The organism is Amycolatopsis sp. NPDC098790 (assembly GCF_044759945.1).
Taxonomy (GTDB): Bacteria; Actinomycetota; Actinomycetes; order Mycobacteriales; family Pseudonocardiaceae; genus Amycolatopsis.
In genome coordinates this window covers 1,391,962-1,406,553 of record NZ_JBIWAI010000002.1, presented here as the reverse complement: position 1 = coordinate 1,406,553, position 14,592 = coordinate 1,391,962, and the positions used below count along the sequence as shown (strand labels likewise).

General features: G+C 73.7%; 18 protein-coding genes and 1 tRNA gene. 5 read left to right on the top strand and 14 right to left on the bottom strand.

The window, feature by feature from the left end; all coding sequences use genetic code 11:
• Positions 1-38 precede the first annotated feature (38 nt).
• The 3 genes from selB to ACIQWX_RS20295 all read right to left on the bottom strand — a co-directional run bounded on the left by selB (position 39) and on the right by ACIQWX_RS20295 (position 3,119).
• Positions 39-1,751 (bottom strand): selenocysteine-specific translation elongation factor, encoded by a 1,713-nt coding sequence (gene selB, locus ACIQWX_RS20305; RefSeq protein WP_400872948.1) that lies wholly within the window; start codon positions 1,749-1,751, stop codon positions 39-41.
• Positions 1,742-3,025: an L-seryl-tRNA(Sec) selenium transferase gene (gene selA, locus ACIQWX_RS20300; protein WP_400872944.1), complete on the bottom strand. Its 1,284-nt coding sequence runs from the start codon at positions 3,023-3,025 to the stop codon at positions 1,742-1,744. The genes selB and selA overlap by 10 nt, the downstream gene beginning before the upstream one ends.
• Positions 3,025-3,119, bottom strand: a tRNA-Sec gene (locus ACIQWX_RS20295). The genes selA and ACIQWX_RS20295 overlap by 1 nt, the downstream gene beginning before the upstream one ends.
• A 53-nt stretch (positions 3,120-3,172) precedes the next feature.
• On the opposite strand from ACIQWX_RS20295, the gene selD reads away from it, so the two are divergent.
• Together selD and ACIQWX_RS20285 are read left to right on the top strand one after the other, a co-directional pair.
• The gene (selD, locus tag ACIQWX_RS20290; RefSeq protein WP_400872941.1) at positions 3,173-4,165 is read left to right on the top strand and encodes a selenide, water dikinase SelD; all 993 of its coding nucleotides are present in this window, start codon (positions 3,173-3,175) and stop codon (positions 4,163-4,165) included.
• 35 nt (positions 4,166-4,200) lie between these two features.
• On the top strand, positions 4,201-4,413 hold the full coding sequence (locus ACIQWX_RS20285; protein WP_400872938.1) for a DUF2795 domain-containing protein: 213 nt from the start codon (positions 4,201-4,203) through the stop codon (positions 4,411-4,413).
• Here the strand turns inward: ACIQWX_RS20285 and ACIQWX_RS20280 are convergent.
• The gene (locus ACIQWX_RS20280) at positions 4,410-4,691 is read right to left on the bottom strand and encodes a hypothetical protein (protein WP_400872935.1); all 282 of its coding nucleotides are present in this window, start codon (positions 4,689-4,691) and stop codon (positions 4,410-4,412) included. The genes ACIQWX_RS20285 and ACIQWX_RS20280 overlap by 4 nt on opposite strands.
• Positions 4,692-4,746: 55 nt before the next feature.
• Here ACIQWX_RS20280 and ACIQWX_RS20275 point away from each other — a divergent pair, with 55 nt between their 5' ends.
• Positions 4,747-5,304: a cysteine hydrolase family protein gene (locus ACIQWX_RS20275; protein WP_400872932.1), complete on the top strand. Its 558-nt coding sequence runs from the start codon at positions 4,747-4,749 to the stop codon at positions 5,302-5,304.
• 25 nt (positions 5,305-5,329) lie between these two features.
• Here the strand turns inward: ACIQWX_RS20275 and ACIQWX_RS20270 are convergent, their stop codons facing one another.
• Complete coding sequence (locus ACIQWX_RS20270; RefSeq protein WP_400872929.1) at positions 5,330-6,298, bottom strand: helix-turn-helix transcriptional regulator; 969 nt, start codon at positions 6,296-6,298, stop codon at positions 5,330-5,332.
• A 123-nt stretch (positions 6,299-6,421) separates the two neighbouring features.
• Between ACIQWX_RS20270 and ACIQWX_RS20265 the strand changes: the two genes are divergently transcribed.
• Positions 6,422-6,775 (top strand): RidA family protein, encoded by a 354-nt coding sequence (locus ACIQWX_RS20265; RefSeq protein WP_400875828.1) that lies wholly within the window; start codon positions 6,422-6,424, stop codon positions 6,773-6,775.
• 39 nt (positions 6,776-6,814) lie between these two features.
• Here ACIQWX_RS20265 and ACIQWX_RS20260 read toward each other — a convergent pair whose 3' ends face one another.
• The 3 genes from ACIQWX_RS20260 to ACIQWX_RS20250 form a co-directional block, all read right to left on the bottom strand.
• On the bottom strand, positions 6,815-7,717 hold the full coding sequence (locus tag ACIQWX_RS20260) for a serine hydrolase (protein ID WP_400872926.1): 903 nt from the start codon (positions 7,715-7,717) through the stop codon (positions 6,815-6,817).
• Positions 7,714-7,866 (bottom strand): hypothetical protein, encoded by a 153-nt coding sequence (locus ACIQWX_RS20255; RefSeq protein WP_400872924.1) that lies wholly within the window; start codon positions 7,864-7,866, stop codon positions 7,714-7,716. Before ACIQWX_RS20255 ends, ACIQWX_RS20260 begins: the two co-directional genes overlap by 4 nt.
• A 97-nt stretch (positions 7,867-7,963) precedes the next feature.
• On the bottom strand, positions 7,964-8,830 hold the full coding sequence (locus tag ACIQWX_RS20250) for a LysR family transcriptional regulator (protein WP_400872921.1): 867 nt from the start codon (positions 8,828-8,830) through the stop codon (positions 7,964-7,966).
• Positions 8,831-8,937: 107 nt separating this feature from the next.
• Between ACIQWX_RS20250 and bla the strand changes: the two genes are divergently transcribed.
• Positions 8,938-9,846 carry a class A beta-lactamase gene (bla, locus tag ACIQWX_RS20245; protein WP_400872918.1) on the top strand — a complete coding sequence of 303 codons (909 nt, stop codon included), beginning with the start codon at positions 8,938-8,940 and terminating at the stop codon, positions 9,844-9,846.
• Here bla and rimO read toward each other — a convergent pair.
• The 6 genes from rimO to ACIQWX_RS20215 all read right to left on the bottom strand — a co-directional run bounded on the left by rimO (position 9,830) and on the right by ACIQWX_RS20215 (position 14,581).
• Positions 9,830-11,197: a 30S ribosomal protein S12 methylthiotransferase RimO gene (rimO, locus tag ACIQWX_RS20240; RefSeq protein WP_400872915.1), complete on the bottom strand. Its 1,368-nt coding sequence runs from the start codon at positions 11,195-11,197 to the stop codon at positions 9,830-9,832. The two genes, bla and rimO, sit on opposite strands and share 17 nt — an antisense overlap.
• Before the next feature lie 5 nt (positions 11,198-11,202).
• A complete protein-coding gene (locus tag ACIQWX_RS20235; protein WP_400872912.1) occupies positions 11,203-11,520 on the bottom strand; it encodes a hypothetical protein in 318 nt (105 codons plus the stop codon).
• Positions 11,521-11,610: 90 nt separating this feature from the next.
• Positions 11,611-12,246, bottom strand: coding sequence for an NAD(P)H-dependent oxidoreductase (locus ACIQWX_RS20230; protein WP_400872910.1), 636 nt, complete (start codon positions 12,244-12,246; stop codon positions 11,611-11,613).
• A gap of 30 nt (positions 12,247-12,276) precedes the next feature.
• Positions 12,277-12,510: a hypothetical protein gene (locus ACIQWX_RS20225; protein WP_400875826.1), complete on the bottom strand. Its 234-nt coding sequence runs from the start codon at positions 12,508-12,510 to the stop codon at positions 12,277-12,279.
• Positions 12,511-12,613: 103 nt separating this feature from the next.
• Positions 12,614-13,864, bottom strand: coding sequence for a PucR family transcriptional regulator (locus tag ACIQWX_RS20220; protein ID WP_400872907.1), 1,251 nt, complete (start codon positions 13,862-13,864; stop codon positions 12,614-12,616).
• A gap of 24 nt (positions 13,865-13,888) precedes the next feature.
• A complete protein-coding gene (locus tag ACIQWX_RS20215) occupies positions 13,889-14,581 on the bottom strand; it encodes an alpha/beta fold hydrolase (protein WP_400872904.1) in 693 nt (230 codons plus the stop codon).
• Positions 14,582-14,592: the final 11 nt, after the last annotated feature.

Here is a 14,592-nt window from a genome sequence, read left to right as displayed (position 1 = left end):
CGCAGGTCTAACCACTCTCGTGGCGGCTTCGCCGCGGCTCAGCTCGTACGGCGGGTTCCGTCGCCGAGTGGTTCCGTCTTGCCCGCCGCGTCGAGGCGTTCCAGCAGCGGGATCATCACCCGGCGGGTGCTGTCCAAAGCTCTCCGCGCCTCCGAAACCGTGAACGGCTGCGGCAGCCCGCGCAGCTCGGCCACCGCGCGCTCCTCGGCGTCCGGGCCGAGCACCACGCCCTCCGCGACCGCCGTCAGCCTGCCGAGGCGGACCGCCGCCGCCAGCTCGCGGCGGCCCAGGCCCAATGCGCGCAGCTCGTCCGCCTCCGGCGCGCGGAACGGGTGCTCGGCGAGCCGTTCCACCACCGTCTCCACGGCCTTCCCGACGGCCGGGGCAAGGCCCGCGCCGGGCCTGCGCACCAGCCCGCCCGCGACCTCGAACCCCGTGCCCGCCAGCAGCGGGCCGACCAAGTCGGGCGCGGGAAGCCCCAGACGTTGCCGCAACGCCTCCACCGGCATTCCCGCGGCCAGGGCGTCCCAGCCGCGGACGAGCGCGACGGCTTCGGCACGCAGCCCGGCGACGCGTGCCGGGTCGGCGAACCAGTCCCCCACCCGGTCACCCGTCTCCGGCAGGCCCATCGCCGCGAAGTCCCCCGCCGGCACGAAACCGTGCCGGCGCAGGTAGGTCCCGGCCAGATCCGGGTCCGCCAGCTCCTCACCGCGGGCCCGGGCCGCACCGCGGCGGGCCAGGGACGGCGGCCGGACGTCGAGGACGTCGAACCCGGCGGCGATCCGGTGCTCGCCGGGATCGCGCAGCAGCCCGCGGTCGCCCACGCGCAACGGCAGCGCGGACGCCGTCGTGAGCCGCGCGGTGTCCGTCCCCAGTGGACGGACGCGGACCGGCACCGCCGCCGTGCCGAAGTGCAGCACCAGGTTCCGGTGGACGTCCGCGGCGCGCAGCCGGACGTCGAACTCGGCCGTCGCGTGCCACCGGCCCGGCGTGAGCAGGACGTCGCCGCGCCGGACGTCCGTCTTCGCGGTCCCGCGCAGGTTCACCGCCACGCGTGCCACCGCCGTCACCCGGTCGTGCGACTTCCCGAGGGCCTGCAGGCCGCGGACCTTCACCCGCGCGTCCCCGAGCACCAGCTCGTCGCCGACCGCGATCGTCCCCGCCGCGAGGGTGCCCGTGACGACCGTGCCTGCCCCCGAAACGGTGAACGCCCGGTCGATCCACAGCCGGACGTCGGCGTCCGGATCGGGTGCCGGCAGTCCGCCGGCCAGCGTCCCGATCGCCGCGCGCAGCTCGTCGAAGCCCCGGCCCGTGGTCCCGCTGACGGCGACGGTCGGCACCGCCCCCAGCGATGTCGCCGCGATTTCTTTCAGCGCCGATGCGGTCGCGGCCGCCGGATCGGCCCGGTCCGCCTTGGTGACGACGAGCAGGCCGCGCCGGACGCCGAACGCGTCGAGCGCGGCGAGGTGTTCGGCCGACTGCGGCATCCAGCCCTCGTCCGCCGCGACGACGAACAGCACGGCCGGGGCGGGTCCGGCGCCGGCGAGCATGTTCGGCACGAACCGTTCGTGGCCCGGCACGTCGACGAACGCGACGTCCTCGTCGCCGAGCCGCGTCCAGGCGAAGCCGAGGTCGATGGTGAGGCCGCGGCGGCGCTCCTCGGCCCACCGGTCCGGCTCCATCCCGGTCAGCCGCCGCACCAGCGTCGACTTGCCGTGGTCGACGTGCCCGGCGGTGACGATCACCCGCATCGGCGGACGGCTTCCCGGAGCTTCGCGTCCTCTTCGGGCCGCACGGTCCGCAGGTCGAGCAGGCACCGGTCCCGTTCGACGCGGCCGACGACCGCGGGCTCGCCGGTCCGCAGCGCGACGGCGTACCGGGCGGGCAGGCTCACCGCCACGCTGGGCAGCTCGACGCCCGGTGCTCCCCCGCCGCCGACCGCCGCGACGGACGCCACCACCCGGGCATCGACTCCCTCCAGCGCCCGGACCAGGACTTCGGCCCGCTGGCGGAGGCTGTCGACGGACACCTCGAGCGCCTCTCGCACCGGCGTTTTCGGTCCACGCAGCGTCGCTTCGAGGGCGGCCAGGGTGAGCTTGTCGACGCGCAGGGCCCGCGCGGCCGGGTGCCGCCGCAGCCGTTCGACGACGTCGGCGTCGCCCAGCAAGAGGCCGGCCTGCGGGCCGCCGAGGAGCTTGTCCCCGCTGGCCGTGACGATCGTGGCGCCCGCGCGCAGGGCGCTCGCCGCGTCCGGTTCGTCGGGCAGGAGCGGATGCGGGGCCAGCAGGCCGGAACCGATGTCGGCGACGACGGGCACGCCGAGCCCGGCCAGCTCGCCGAGCGCCGCCTCCGACGTGAAACCGGTGACGCGGTAGTTCGAGGGGTGGACTTTCAGGACGAACCCGGTGTCCGGGCCGATGGCGTCGGCGTAGTCGCGGACGGAGGTCCGGTTGGTGGTGCCGACCTCGCGCAGCCGGGCGCCGGTCGACGCGAGGAGGTCGGGGATGCGGAAGCCGTCGCCGATCTCGACCAGCTCCCCCCGGCTGACGACGATCTCGCGGCCCGGGGCCAGGGCAAGCGCGCAGAGCAGCAGCGCGGCCGCGTTGTTGTTGACGACGTGCACCGCGCCGGCGTCCGGGACGGCGGCCGCGAGCGCCGCGAGGGCACCGCGCCCGCGGCGGGCGCGCTCGCCGGTCGTCAGGTCGAACTCGACGTCGGTGGCGCCGCCGGCCGCCACCAGTGCGTCCAGCGCGAACGCGGACAGCGGGGCGCGGCCGAGGTTGGTGTGCACGACGACGCCGGTCGCGTTGACCACCGGCCGCAGCGACGCCGCGCTCGCCGGGAGTCGCCCGAGCACGGCGTCGACGACGTCACCGGGAGCGATTTCACCGGTCCGGGCGGCCTGTTGCGACTCCTGGATCGCCGCCTTGACCAGGTCCCGGCCGAGCGTCTCGGCGAACTCGGCGATCCGGGGCTCGGCCAGCAGCGCGTCGGTCCGCGGGATCGCGCGGCGCGGGTCAGGCATGGCGGAGGCGGACGGGAATCGAACCCGCCAGCGGCAGGACCTGCCGCTCAACGGTTTTGAAGACCGTGCCGGTCACCAGGCCGGATACGCCTCCCTGCACCATGGCGCCATCCTGCCAAGGTTGCGGCGGGCGGGCACGATGAAGCGGTGGAACACCGACTCACGCAGTACGCGCACGGCGGCGGCTGTGCGTGCAAGATCCCGCCCGGCGAGCTCGAAGAGGCCGTCCGCGGCCTGACCGGGAGCTCCCCCGCCGACCCCGCCGGCGAGCTGCTCGTCGGCCTCGACACCGGCGACGACGCGGCCGCGGTCCGGATCTCCGGGTCGACCGCGCTCATCGCGACCACCGACTTCTTCACCCCGGTCGTCGACGACGCCTACGACTGGGGGCGGATCGCCGCGGCCAACGCGCTGTCCGACGTCTACGCCATGGGCGGCACGCCGGTGGTGGCGGTCAACCTGCTCGGCTGGCCGCGGGAGACGCTGCCGTTCGAGCTCGCGGGCGAGGTGCTGCGCGGCGGGCTCGACGTCTGCGGCAAGGCCGGCTGCCACCTGGCCGGCGGGCACAGCATCGACGACCCCGAACCGAAGTACGGGCTGGCCGTCACCGGCGTCGCGGATCCCGCACGGCTGCTGCGCAACGACGCGGGCCGCGCGGGCGTGCCGCTGACGCTGACCAAGCCGCTCGGCGTCGGCGTGCTGAACTCGCGGCACAAGGCGACCGGCGAACGGTTCGCGCAGGCGATCGACGCCATGACGACGTTGAACGACGCCGCGGCCCGGGCCGCCCTCGCCGCCGGGGCCGTCTGCGCCACCGACGTCACCGGCTTCGGGCTGTTGGGTCACCTCCACAAGCTGGCGCGGGCGAGCGGGGTGACGGCCCGCCTCGACCCGGCCGCGGTGCCCTACCTCGACGGCGCGCGCGAGGCCCTGCGCGACGGCTACGTCAGCGGCGGCACGCGCCGGAACCTCGACTGGGTGAGCCCGCACGTGGACGTTTCCCGGATTTCGGCGGACGAGGCGCTGCTGCTGGCCGACGCGCAGACGTCCGGCGGGCTGCTGGTCGCCGGGGAGCTGCCGGGGCACCCGGTGATCGGGGAGCTCGTGGCGCGCAGGGACTACACGATCGTCGTCGGCTGAGTTTTCGGGCCGTCCGGGACGGGTACGCGGGGATCATGCCTGCACCGGACCGTTCCAGCCTCGAACAGCACCTGGCCGAGACCGACTACCCGTGCGGCCGCGACGAGCTCCTGCGGCGAGCGGCCGCGGCCGGCGGCGGCGACGCCGTGCTCGGCTCGCTCGGCGGCCTGACCGAAGGCGACCGGTACGAGAACTTCGACGCCGTGTGGGAGGCGGTGTCGGCCAAGCACATCGGCGGCGCGCCCTAAGCGAGCCGCTCCACGGCGTCGCGGGCTTCCTTGAGGTCCGCGCCGGTGTTTTCCCGGTAGGCCTTGATCGCCTGGATCTTCTTGCCTTCGCGCAGCAGCGCGGTGACCTCGGCGAGCCCCGGCTCTTCGACGGTCACCCCGAGCTGGGTGACGATGGCGTCCAGCTTCCGTTCCATCCGGTCGAGCCGGCGGCCGAGCCTGCGTTCGGTGTTCGAGGCCCCGAGCCCGACCACCGTGATGAGCAGGACGATCCCGAGCAGCAGCATCCCGTAGTCCATGGCGGCTCATGCTACGTGCGGAAAACTGTCGGTGCCCGCGGTTAAGGTGGCCCGCATGACGACTTTGCCGGATCGCCCGAACACCGCCCTCCTCGTGGTCGACGTCCAGAACGGCGTGATGAAGGAGGCCCACGACCGCGCCGCGGTCCTCGCGAACATCGTCGCTTTGGTGGACAAGGCGCGTACGTCCGGGGTTCCGGTCGTGTGGGTGCAGCACACGAGCGAGGAGCTGCCGCGCGGGAGTGCGGTGTGGGAGTACGTGCCGGAGCTGGTGCCGGGTCCGGCGGAACCGGTGGTGCACAAGGAGTACGGGGATTCGTTCGAGGACACGGACCTGGAGTCGGTGCTGTCTTCGGGCGGTGTCGGGCGGTTGGTGGTGGCCGGGGCGCAGACGGACGCCTGTATCCGGTCGACGTTGCACGGGGCGTTCGCCCGGGGTTATGACGCCACTTTGGTCGCGGATGCGCACACCACGGAGGATTTGTCCGCGTATGGGGCTCCGGGGCCTGGGGAGGTCATCGCGCACACCAATTTGTACTGGCAGTTCCAGACCGCTCCGGGGCGGACCGCCGGCACGGTCAAGACCGGTGATGTGGACTTCGCTTCGGTTTGAGGCTGGACCGGGGGCCGGGGAGCGGTTACGGAGGAGCCTTCGTTCCTCCGTACCTAGCCGCGATCGCTGCCGCCCGATTGCGCAACTTCTCCCTCAACTCCGCCGGTTCCAGCGCCTCCACCTCCGCTCCCAGCTGCCACAGTGCCCACTCCGCATGGCGCAAATCCTGGAACGTCACCTCCAGCCGTAGCCACGCGTCGGCGTCATCCACGTCCATCGCCCTTACCGCGACCGCCATGCCCAGCAAGTCCTCGCGCCGCCCCGGGCTCACCTTCACCCGCACCGCGATGTGGTTGTCCGCCAAGAACCGTGCGCAGCGTTCCCGCCATGCCCGGTCCAGGTCGGCCTCGGGCGGGCGCTCGGCCGGCTCCCTCAGTTCCGTAGCCGCCACCACTCGTGACAACCGGTACGTCCGGTCCGCGCCCGATCTCGTCGCCAGCAGGTAACCCCGCTCGCGGACCGTCACCAGCCCGATCGGGTCCACCGTGCGCCACCGGGGTTGCTCCCCCACGGCCGCGTAGTTGATCCGCAGCTTGCGGCCCGCCGACACCGCGCGGCGGATCTCGGCCATCGTCGGCTCCGGCACCTCGGCAGAAGCCACCGGGCGGGACAGCAGATCCGTCTCCGGGGACGCCAGGAACCGGCTGGCCGCGTCGCGCGCCGTCGCCCGGTGACCCTCCGGCAGCGCGTCCACCACCTTGCGGCGGGCCGATGCCAGCGCCGGGCCCAGGCCGAAGCCGAGGCCCGTCGACAGCAGGGCCAATGCCTCGTCGTGGTTCAGGCCCGTCAGCTCTGTCCGGAACCCCGGCAGCAACGCGAACCCGCCGTGGCGGCCGCGCTCCGCGTACACCGGGACGCCCGCCGAGGACAGCGCCTCGATGTCGCGCAGCACCGTGCGCGTCGACACCTCCAGCTCGGCCGCCAACGCCTCCGCCGTCAGCCGGCCGCGTTGACGCAGCAACAGCACCAGCGACACCAGCCGGTCGGCACGCATCCCGAAACCCTAGCGAATACACGACAGCAGGTGTCGTGATTCGCCGAGACGCTCGATCTCTCGAAAGGAGCTGATGTGAACGCAGAACGCACGGCGGTCAACCCGTGGCCGTGGTCGGGGGAAATGGGCTTCAACCAGGGTGAGCTCGTCTCCGGGGCACCCCGGACGCTCTACTGCTCCGGGCAGACCGCGATGAACGGCGACGGCGAGCCCGAGCACGACGGCGACCTGGCGGCCCAGCTGGCACTGAGCCTCGACAACCTCGAGGCCGTGCTCGGCGGGGCCGGCATGTCGCTGGCGAACCTCGTCCGGCTCACCGTCTACACCACCGACGTCGACGGGCTCTTGCCCCACTACGGCGTCCTGGCCGCCCGGCTCGGTGCCGCCGGGGTCGCGCCGGCGACGACGATGCTCGGCGTGACGCGGCTGGCCGTCCCCGGCCAGCTCGTCGAACTGGAGGGCACGGCCGTCGATTGACGCGGACGGCTTCGAGTGGCTCCGGCCGCTCGAAGCCGTTCACGCCCCGCGCAGGTGGTCGCGCAGTTCGCGGGCCACCCGGGCCATCAGCACGTCCGCCTCCGGCTGGAGGACCGCCGGAACCCGCGACTCCGTCAGCGCCACCACGCCGAAGACGCGCCCGTCCGCGTGCTCGACCACGCCCGCCTCGTGGCGCAGGTTCAGCAACGTCCCCGTCTTCGACGACCAGCGGGCCGCGTCCGAGGCGAAGTCGGGGGTCAACCGGTGGCGGATCACGTTGTGCGCCATCAGTTCCCGCACGCCCGCCGCCACCGCGGGGTCGATTCGCGAAGGCGTCCACAACGCCTGCAGCAGATCGAGCACCGCCCGCGCCGACGCGGCGTTCGCGCGCGTCACGTCCAGCTGGGCCAGCCGGTGCCCCCGGCCCGCCGTGCCGGCTCCGATCGCCAGCGCGTGCGCCAGGTCGACCTCGCCTGCCTCGAAGCGCTCGGCCGGGGTGTCGACGAGGTCCGCCATCAGGTGCCGCACGGCGATCCCGGACAGGCCCCACCCTTCGAGGATGCGCATGGTCTCGGCGGGCGGGGTCAGGCCGAAGAGAACGTCGGCGGCCACGCCGTCGCTCAGCGCGGTGCTCAGGTACAGCAGATCGTCGACGGCGACGCGGGCCGGGTGGCGGAACCGGGTCAGCCCGATCGGCCCGGGCGTGGTCACCCCGCCGGGCGCGACCTCCAGCTGCGTCGCACCGTCCAATTCGCCCTGGCGGATGCGCTCCAGCGTCGCCGCCGCCAGCGGAACTTTGACGAGGGACGCGATCGGGTAGACCCGGTCCGGGTCGATGCCCAGCTCGTGCCCGGACCGCAGATCGCGGACCAGGAACGACCCGCGCAGCCCGCCATCGTCGAGTTCGGCCCGCAGCTGCCGGACCAGCTCCTCCGCGCTCACGCCACGACTCCCAGGCAACGGCCGACCGCCAGAGCCGGCCCGCACAACCGCTCGACGTCCTCGCCCGACCAGGCTGCGACGGCGAACCCCCGCAACCCGCCATCGGCCAGCTCGCTCCGCAGCCGCCGGACCACCTCTCCCGCGCTCACGCCACGACTCCCAAACACCGACCGACCGCCGAAGCCAGCCCGCGCAACCCACCATCGGCCAGCCCGCCCCACAGCCGCCGGACCACGCCCCGCGCGCTCACGCCTCCACTCCCAAGCACCGACCGACCGCCACAGCCAACCCGCCCAACCGCTCGGCATCCTCACCCGACCCGGCCGCGACGGCGAACCCGCGGGCCAGGGCGACCTCGCCGATCGGCCGCCAGTGCAGCCCCAGCTCGCCGGCCTGCGCTCGCGAGCACAGCAGGAGGTCCGCCGAGCCGAACACCGCCGCGGCCGCCGCGGTCAGCGATTCGGCCGCCTCGACCTGCGCAGGCAGGAGCCCCACCGCGTCGCGGGCCCGCAGCAGTGGGTCGCGCACGTGCGGGACGTCGTCCTCCGGCTGGAGCCACACCCGGCGCCGGGGGCCGCCGGACCGGCCGGCCCGCAACGTCTCCAGGTGCACCACCCGCGCCTGCGGAGCGGAAACCCCGGCCAGCCCCAGCGGCACGGACCACCGCCCTTCGTCGGCCGGGACGGCGACGAGCGCCGCCCGCACCTCCTCGGTGCGCACCAGCTCGGCCCGCTCCCCCGGCGGTGCGACGCGGAACTCGAGGTGGACCTCCAGCGCGCGGGCCTCCGCGGCGAGTTCCGCCAGCTCGCGCACCCCGCAGGTATCCGGGACGGCCAGCCGCATCGGCCGCAGCCGCGCGCGCCGGGCGTCGTGTTCCAGGGAGTCGGCCAGCTGGACCAGCCGTTTCGCCGACGGCAGCACGTCCCGGCCGAACGGCGTTAGCCGCGCGCGCCGGGTCGAGCGGTCGAAGAGCCGCTCGCCGAAGTGCCGTTCCAACGCCGCGATCCGCCGGCTCGCGACCGGCTGCGGGATGCGCGCGACCGCCGCGCCCGCCGTGAAGCTCCCCGCCTCGCTCACGCTCACGAACGCCCTGCAGCCGCCGACCAGGTCCACGACCTCACTCTATGCGATTCCGGCATCGAACCACGCGTTTCCGTCTTGGACAGCATGGCCGAACCCGGTGAGACTGCGGGAGTCGATCAAGATCGGAAAGGGTTGCCGTGCCGTTCCCCTCCCGGACCGCGCTCGCCGCGCTGGTCCTCGTTTCGCTCACCGCCTGCGCCGCCGAAGCCCCGGCGCCACCACCACCACCGCCGGCCGCAGCAGCGACGTCGAGCACCGCCGCCGCCACACCCCAGGCCGACTTCGCGCCGCTGGAGAAGGAGTTCGACGCGCGCCTCGGCGTGTACGCCCTCGACACGGGCTCCGGCCGCGAGCTCGCCCACCGCGCCGACGAACGCTTCGGCTACGCCTCGACCCACAAGGCGTTCTCGTCGGCCGCCGTGCTCCAGCGCACGAGCGTCGACGGGCTGGCGAAGGTGCTGAAGTACACCCGGGCCGACCTGCAGGAGAACTCGCCGGTCACCGAGAAGCACGTCGAGACCGGCATTTCCCTGCGTGACGCGATCGACGCGGCCCTGCGCTACAGCGACAACACCGCCGCGAACCTGCTGTTCAAGGAACTGGGCGGACCGCAGGGGCTCGCCGCGGCGCTGAGGAGCATCGGCGACACGACCACCCACGTGGACCGGACCGAACCCGGCCTCAACGACCTCGCGCCGGGCGACGTCCGGGACACCAGCACCCCGCGCGCGATGGCCACGACCCTGCGCGCGTTCACCCTCGGCGACGCACTGCCGCCGGAGAAGCGGCAGATCCTGACCGACATGATGAAGGCCAACCTGACCGGCGCGGCGGTGATCCGGGCCGGTACGCCCGCGGGCTGGACCGTCGCCGACAAGACCGGCACCGGCGAATACGCGACGCGCAACGACATCGCCGTCGTCTGGCCGCCCGGGCGCGCGCCGATCGTGCTGGTGGTCATGTCCGACAAGAAGACCGAGCACGCCGACCACGACGACCGCCTGCTCGCCGCCGCGGCGAAACTCGCGTTCAGCAGTCTGAAGTGAGTACGCGGGCCCGCAGGTCGACGCCGTGCGTTCCGACGACCTCGGCCCGCACGAGCGACCCCGGTTCCGGCGCCGCGCCGGCGAACGTGACGTGCCCGTCGACCTCGGGGCCCTGGTGGGCCGCCCAGCCGTGGCCGCCGGTGCCGACGAGCACCTCGACGACGCTGCCGACCCGTTCCGCCGAGCGGCGGGAGACCGCTTCGTCGGCGAGGATCGACAGCTCCTCGACGCGCTCGGCCAGGAGCGACGCCGGTACCTTGTCCGGCAGGCCCGCGGCCTCGGTGCCGTCCTCGTCCGAGTAGCCGAACACCCCGGCCGAGTCCAGCCGGGCCTGCGCCAGGAACAGCTTCAGCTCCGCGAAGTCGGCGTCCGTCTCTCCGGGGAAGCCGGCGATGAAGTTCGAGCGCACGCCGGCGTCCGGCGCCACCTCGCGGATCCGCTCGAGCAGCTGCAGGAACCGCTCGCGGTCGCCGAACCGGCGCATCCGGCGCAGCACCGGGCCGCTCGCGTGCTGGAAGGACAGGTCGAAGTACGGCGTGACGCCCGGGGTCCCGGCGATCACCTCGAGGAGCGTCGGACGCAGCTCGGCGGGCTGCAGGTAGCTGACCCGGACGCGGTCGGCGACGCCGGCGAGCTTCGGCAGCAGCTTCTCCAGCGCCTGCAGGTCGCCGAGGTCCTTGCCGTACGACGTCGAGTTTTCGCTGACCAGCACCAGTTCCCGCACGCCGTGGCCGGCCAGCCACTCGGCTTCGGCGAGGATCTCGGCGGGCGGCCGGGAGACGAACGCGCCGCGGAAGCTCGGGATCGCGCAGAACGTGCAGCGCCGGTCGCAGCCGGACGCCAGTTTCAGCGGCGCGATCGGGCCGCCGCCGAGCCGGTGCCGCAACACCCGCGGGCCGCTCGCCGGCCCGTGCCCCGGCACGTGGGCGACGGCGGCCGCAGGGCGCTGGACCGGCGTGATCGGCAGCAGCGTCCGCCGGTCGCGCGGGGTGTGCGCCGGCCGGGTCCGGCCGTGGAGGACGTCCTCGATGCGGTCGCCGATCTCCGGGTAGTCGTCGAACGACAGGACCGCGTCGGCTTCGGGGAGCGCGTCGGCGAGTTCGCGGCCGTAGCGCTCCGCCATGCACCCGACGGCGACGACCTTCGCGCCCTTGCCGGACGCGGCGAGGACCGTGTCGATCGACTCCTTCTTCGCCGCTTCGATGAAGCCGCAGGTGTTGACCACGACGACGTCGGCTTCGGCGCCGGGTTCGGCGAGCTGCCAGCCGGAGCCGCCGAGCCGGGCGGCGAGCTCGTCGGAGTCGACCTCGTTGCGCGCGCAGCCCAGGGTGACCAGGGAAACCGTGCGCACGGCGATCAGTACGCGACGATGGCGACGGTCGGCGGCTTCGAGTCGCCGATCGCGGAGACGACCTCGCCCCGGCCGGGCCCCGGGTCGCCGATCGCCCGGGTCTGCACCAGCACCGGCGCGTCGACCGCCGGCGCGACGGCGTTCACCGGCAGGTAGGCGGTGACGACCAGGCCGCTCGCGAGCAGCACCCGGGCGATCTTGCGGCGCCGGTCGCCGGAGTCCCGGACGCTGACGCAGGTGCCCCACTGCTGCCCGGCCGGCGCGTCCGCAGTGCTTTCCCGACGGCGACGGCGTTCTTCGGCCATCCGCTCGAGCATGCTCATGGCTCCCCCTCTTCGGCGTCCGGGTCGAGCCGAGCGTCGCACGCGGCGCGAAACGGCCTCAAGGTCTTCACCGGAAGTGGCCGGAAGAGGTCAGTGACCGCCGAACCGCTGCCAGACCTCGGTTTCGACGTCGGCCAGCCACCCCGCCCGCTGCCGTTCGTCCGCTTCGGCGACCACCCGCAGGACGAGCCGGTGCACCGCCGGCTCGCCGAGGTAGGGCGCGAGGCAGCGCCGCCAGATCGCGTCCAGGGGGTCGCCGAAGAGCGTCCGCTCGCGCTCCTCGGTGGTGTCCGAAGTGTTCACGACGAGCAGCCTGCGCAGCGACAGCAACGACTCCGGCGCGCCGCCGGCGTCATCGAGCCGGTACGCCACGCCCGGGACGAGGATCCGGTCGAGCCAGCCGCTCAGGATGGCGGGCGGCTTGCCCCACCAGTTCGGGTGGATCGCGACGAGCCCGCCCGCGTCCCGCAGCTCCTCGCGGTGCCGGCGCACCAGCGGGTCCGGTTCGGCGGCGAGGAACTCCTCCGCCCGGGTCCCGCTCGTGTAGGCCTCTTCGGCCGTGAGCACCGGGTCGAAACCCTCGGCGTACAGGTCGTGGAAACACACCTTTCGCCCGGCGCCGGTCAGCGTGTCGCGGACCCGCTCGGCGAGCGCGTGGTTGAAGCTCCCCGGCCGGGGGTGGGCCAGCAGGACCACCACCGGCCGGGTCTCGTCGTCGTCGATCACCGCGTCAGCTTGCCACGGAGACCCGGCGGCTCAGCCCGCGTTCGCCAGCAGACCCGGCCCCGAGGGCGCGCTCTCCATCAGGCAGCGGTGGCACGGCATCCCGCGCAGGCCGTCGAGCACTTCGGCGTCGCCGGGGAAGATCGCTTCGCCGCACAACGCGGTCAACCGGGCGGGCACCGCGCCCGCGGCCGGGACGGGGATCAGGTGGCAGACGCGTCTGCTTTCGCCGACGACGCCTCGGCGTAGCCGCACCAATGCGAGCATCCCACCGTTCTCACCCATAGCCGAAAGGTAGGCCGATCGGCTCATCCCGGCTTCGTGCCCGCGCACCAACGATCTTCGCGACCGGTGGTCCGGGATACCAAAGTCAGGCCGGCGACAGCACCGCCGCACCCAGCCGGTGGCTCAGGTTCAACGCGAGCTCGACGTCCAGGCGGCTCTCCGCGAGCTCGCGCGGCAGCAGCTCCTGCGCCTTGCGGACGCGGTACTGCACCGAGTTCTTGTGCATCGTCAGCTCGCCCGCGGCCGCGGTGTAGCTGCCGCCGGACGCGAGGAACACACGCAGGGTGTCGCGCAGCCGGCCGCAGTTTTCGTCGTCGGTGCTCAACGGCCCGAGCGTGCTCGAGACCCACAGCCGGGCCGCGTTGAGGTCGGTCGTCATCAGCGCGACCGTGCCGACCTCCCGGAAGGTCAGCACGCGGTCGCAGTGCTCGCCGGCGGCCAGCGCCAGCGCGTGCACCCGGCGGGCCTGCTGGTGGGTGTCGCGAAAGCCGGCGACGCCGGTGCCGGGGTCACCGACTGTCACGCGCACGCCGGGGTCGGCCTCCGCGAGCACCGCGTCAAGGTGCTCGCGGCGGACCGCCGCGACCGGGAGCCATGCCCACGCGCCGGCTTCGTCGCGGGGCACGAACAGCGGCCGCCCCTCACCGCCGGCCCGCTCGAGCACCGCCCCCGCGACGGACTCCAGCAGCGACAGCACGTCGTGGTCCTCGGACGCGTGCCAGACGACCATCCCGACGTGCGTGCCGCGCAGCCGGTAGCCGATGACCGCCTCGGCCGCGTCGACGTCGGGCGGGCCGCCGTTCTCGCTCAGCAGGTCCAGCACCTTGGCCGCCCGCGCGGCACTCCGGTTGAGCAGCCACTTGTCGCGTTCGTCCTGGTAGACGCTCACCAGCTGGCGCACCACCCGCGTGATGAACTCGTAGGCGACCTTGAGCAGCCGCCGCATCATCGCCCCGAGCAGGGCCGCGTCGTCGACGTGCCGGATGCACTCCTGGAACCCGAAGTCGAGCATCGCGGCCTGGCCGAGGTCGTACGCCCGGATCAGGTCGAACACCGGGGTGCCGCGCTGGGCCAGCCGGCGCGCGTACTCCATCGCGGCGGCCGGCGGCTCGACGGTCGCCGGGTCGATGCCGTGCTGGAAGATCTGCAGGGCGGTTTCGATGTTCTGGTAGACGCTCGCCGACAGCAGGCTCACCATGCGCTCGTCGTCGTTGACCAGCTGCGGCAGGTCGGCCGCGTAGAGCTGGACCAGCTCCCCGGTCAGTTCGCCCGCCCGCTCCGCCAGGGTGGCCGCGATCTGCCGGAGGCGGTCCGAGACGGCTTGTTCGTCCACCATGGAGCTACTCTACGGGGTGAACGATCAAGCTCGGCGGAGGAACTCGTCGATCAAGCCGAACGTTTCGGCCGGGGCCTGAACGTGCGGCACGTGCCCCGCGCCCGCCACCACCTCGAAGCGCGCGTCGGCGAACGCGGCCGCGTAGATCTTGCCGAACTCCGGCGGCACGACGACGTCGTCCGCACCCCAGATCAGCAGGGCCGGGATTCGCACCCGCGCGAGCCGGCGCAGCAGCTTCGGGTCGGCGATCCGCGGGCCGGCGTACGCCCGGAGCGCCGCCATGTCGGCGGGATCCGGCCCGGGCGCACCGGGTGGCGGCTGGGGCAGGCTGATGGCGCGGCCTTCGACGTCCGGGCCGATGCCGTCGAGGACGACCAGCTCGCCGATCCGCCGTCCGCGGTCGCGAACGGCCATTTCGGACGCGACCCAGCCGCCGAACGAGCTGGCGACGACGACGACGTCGTGGGCGTCCTCGTCGTCCAGCAGGTCGAGGTAGGTGACGGCGAGGTCGTCGACGCCGGAGAACCAGTCCGGGCGGGGCGTGCCCGCCCAGCCCGGGTGCGTCGGCGCCAGCACGCGGGCGTGCGGGGCGAAGTGCTCGACGATCGGCTCGACACCGCGCGGTCCGGCGCCGCCGTGCAGGACCAGCACCGTGCGGTCGCCGGTGCCGGTGTCGACGAGGGGGATGTCCAGTCCGGGGTGGGGTCGCAAGTTCACGGTCAGGTCCT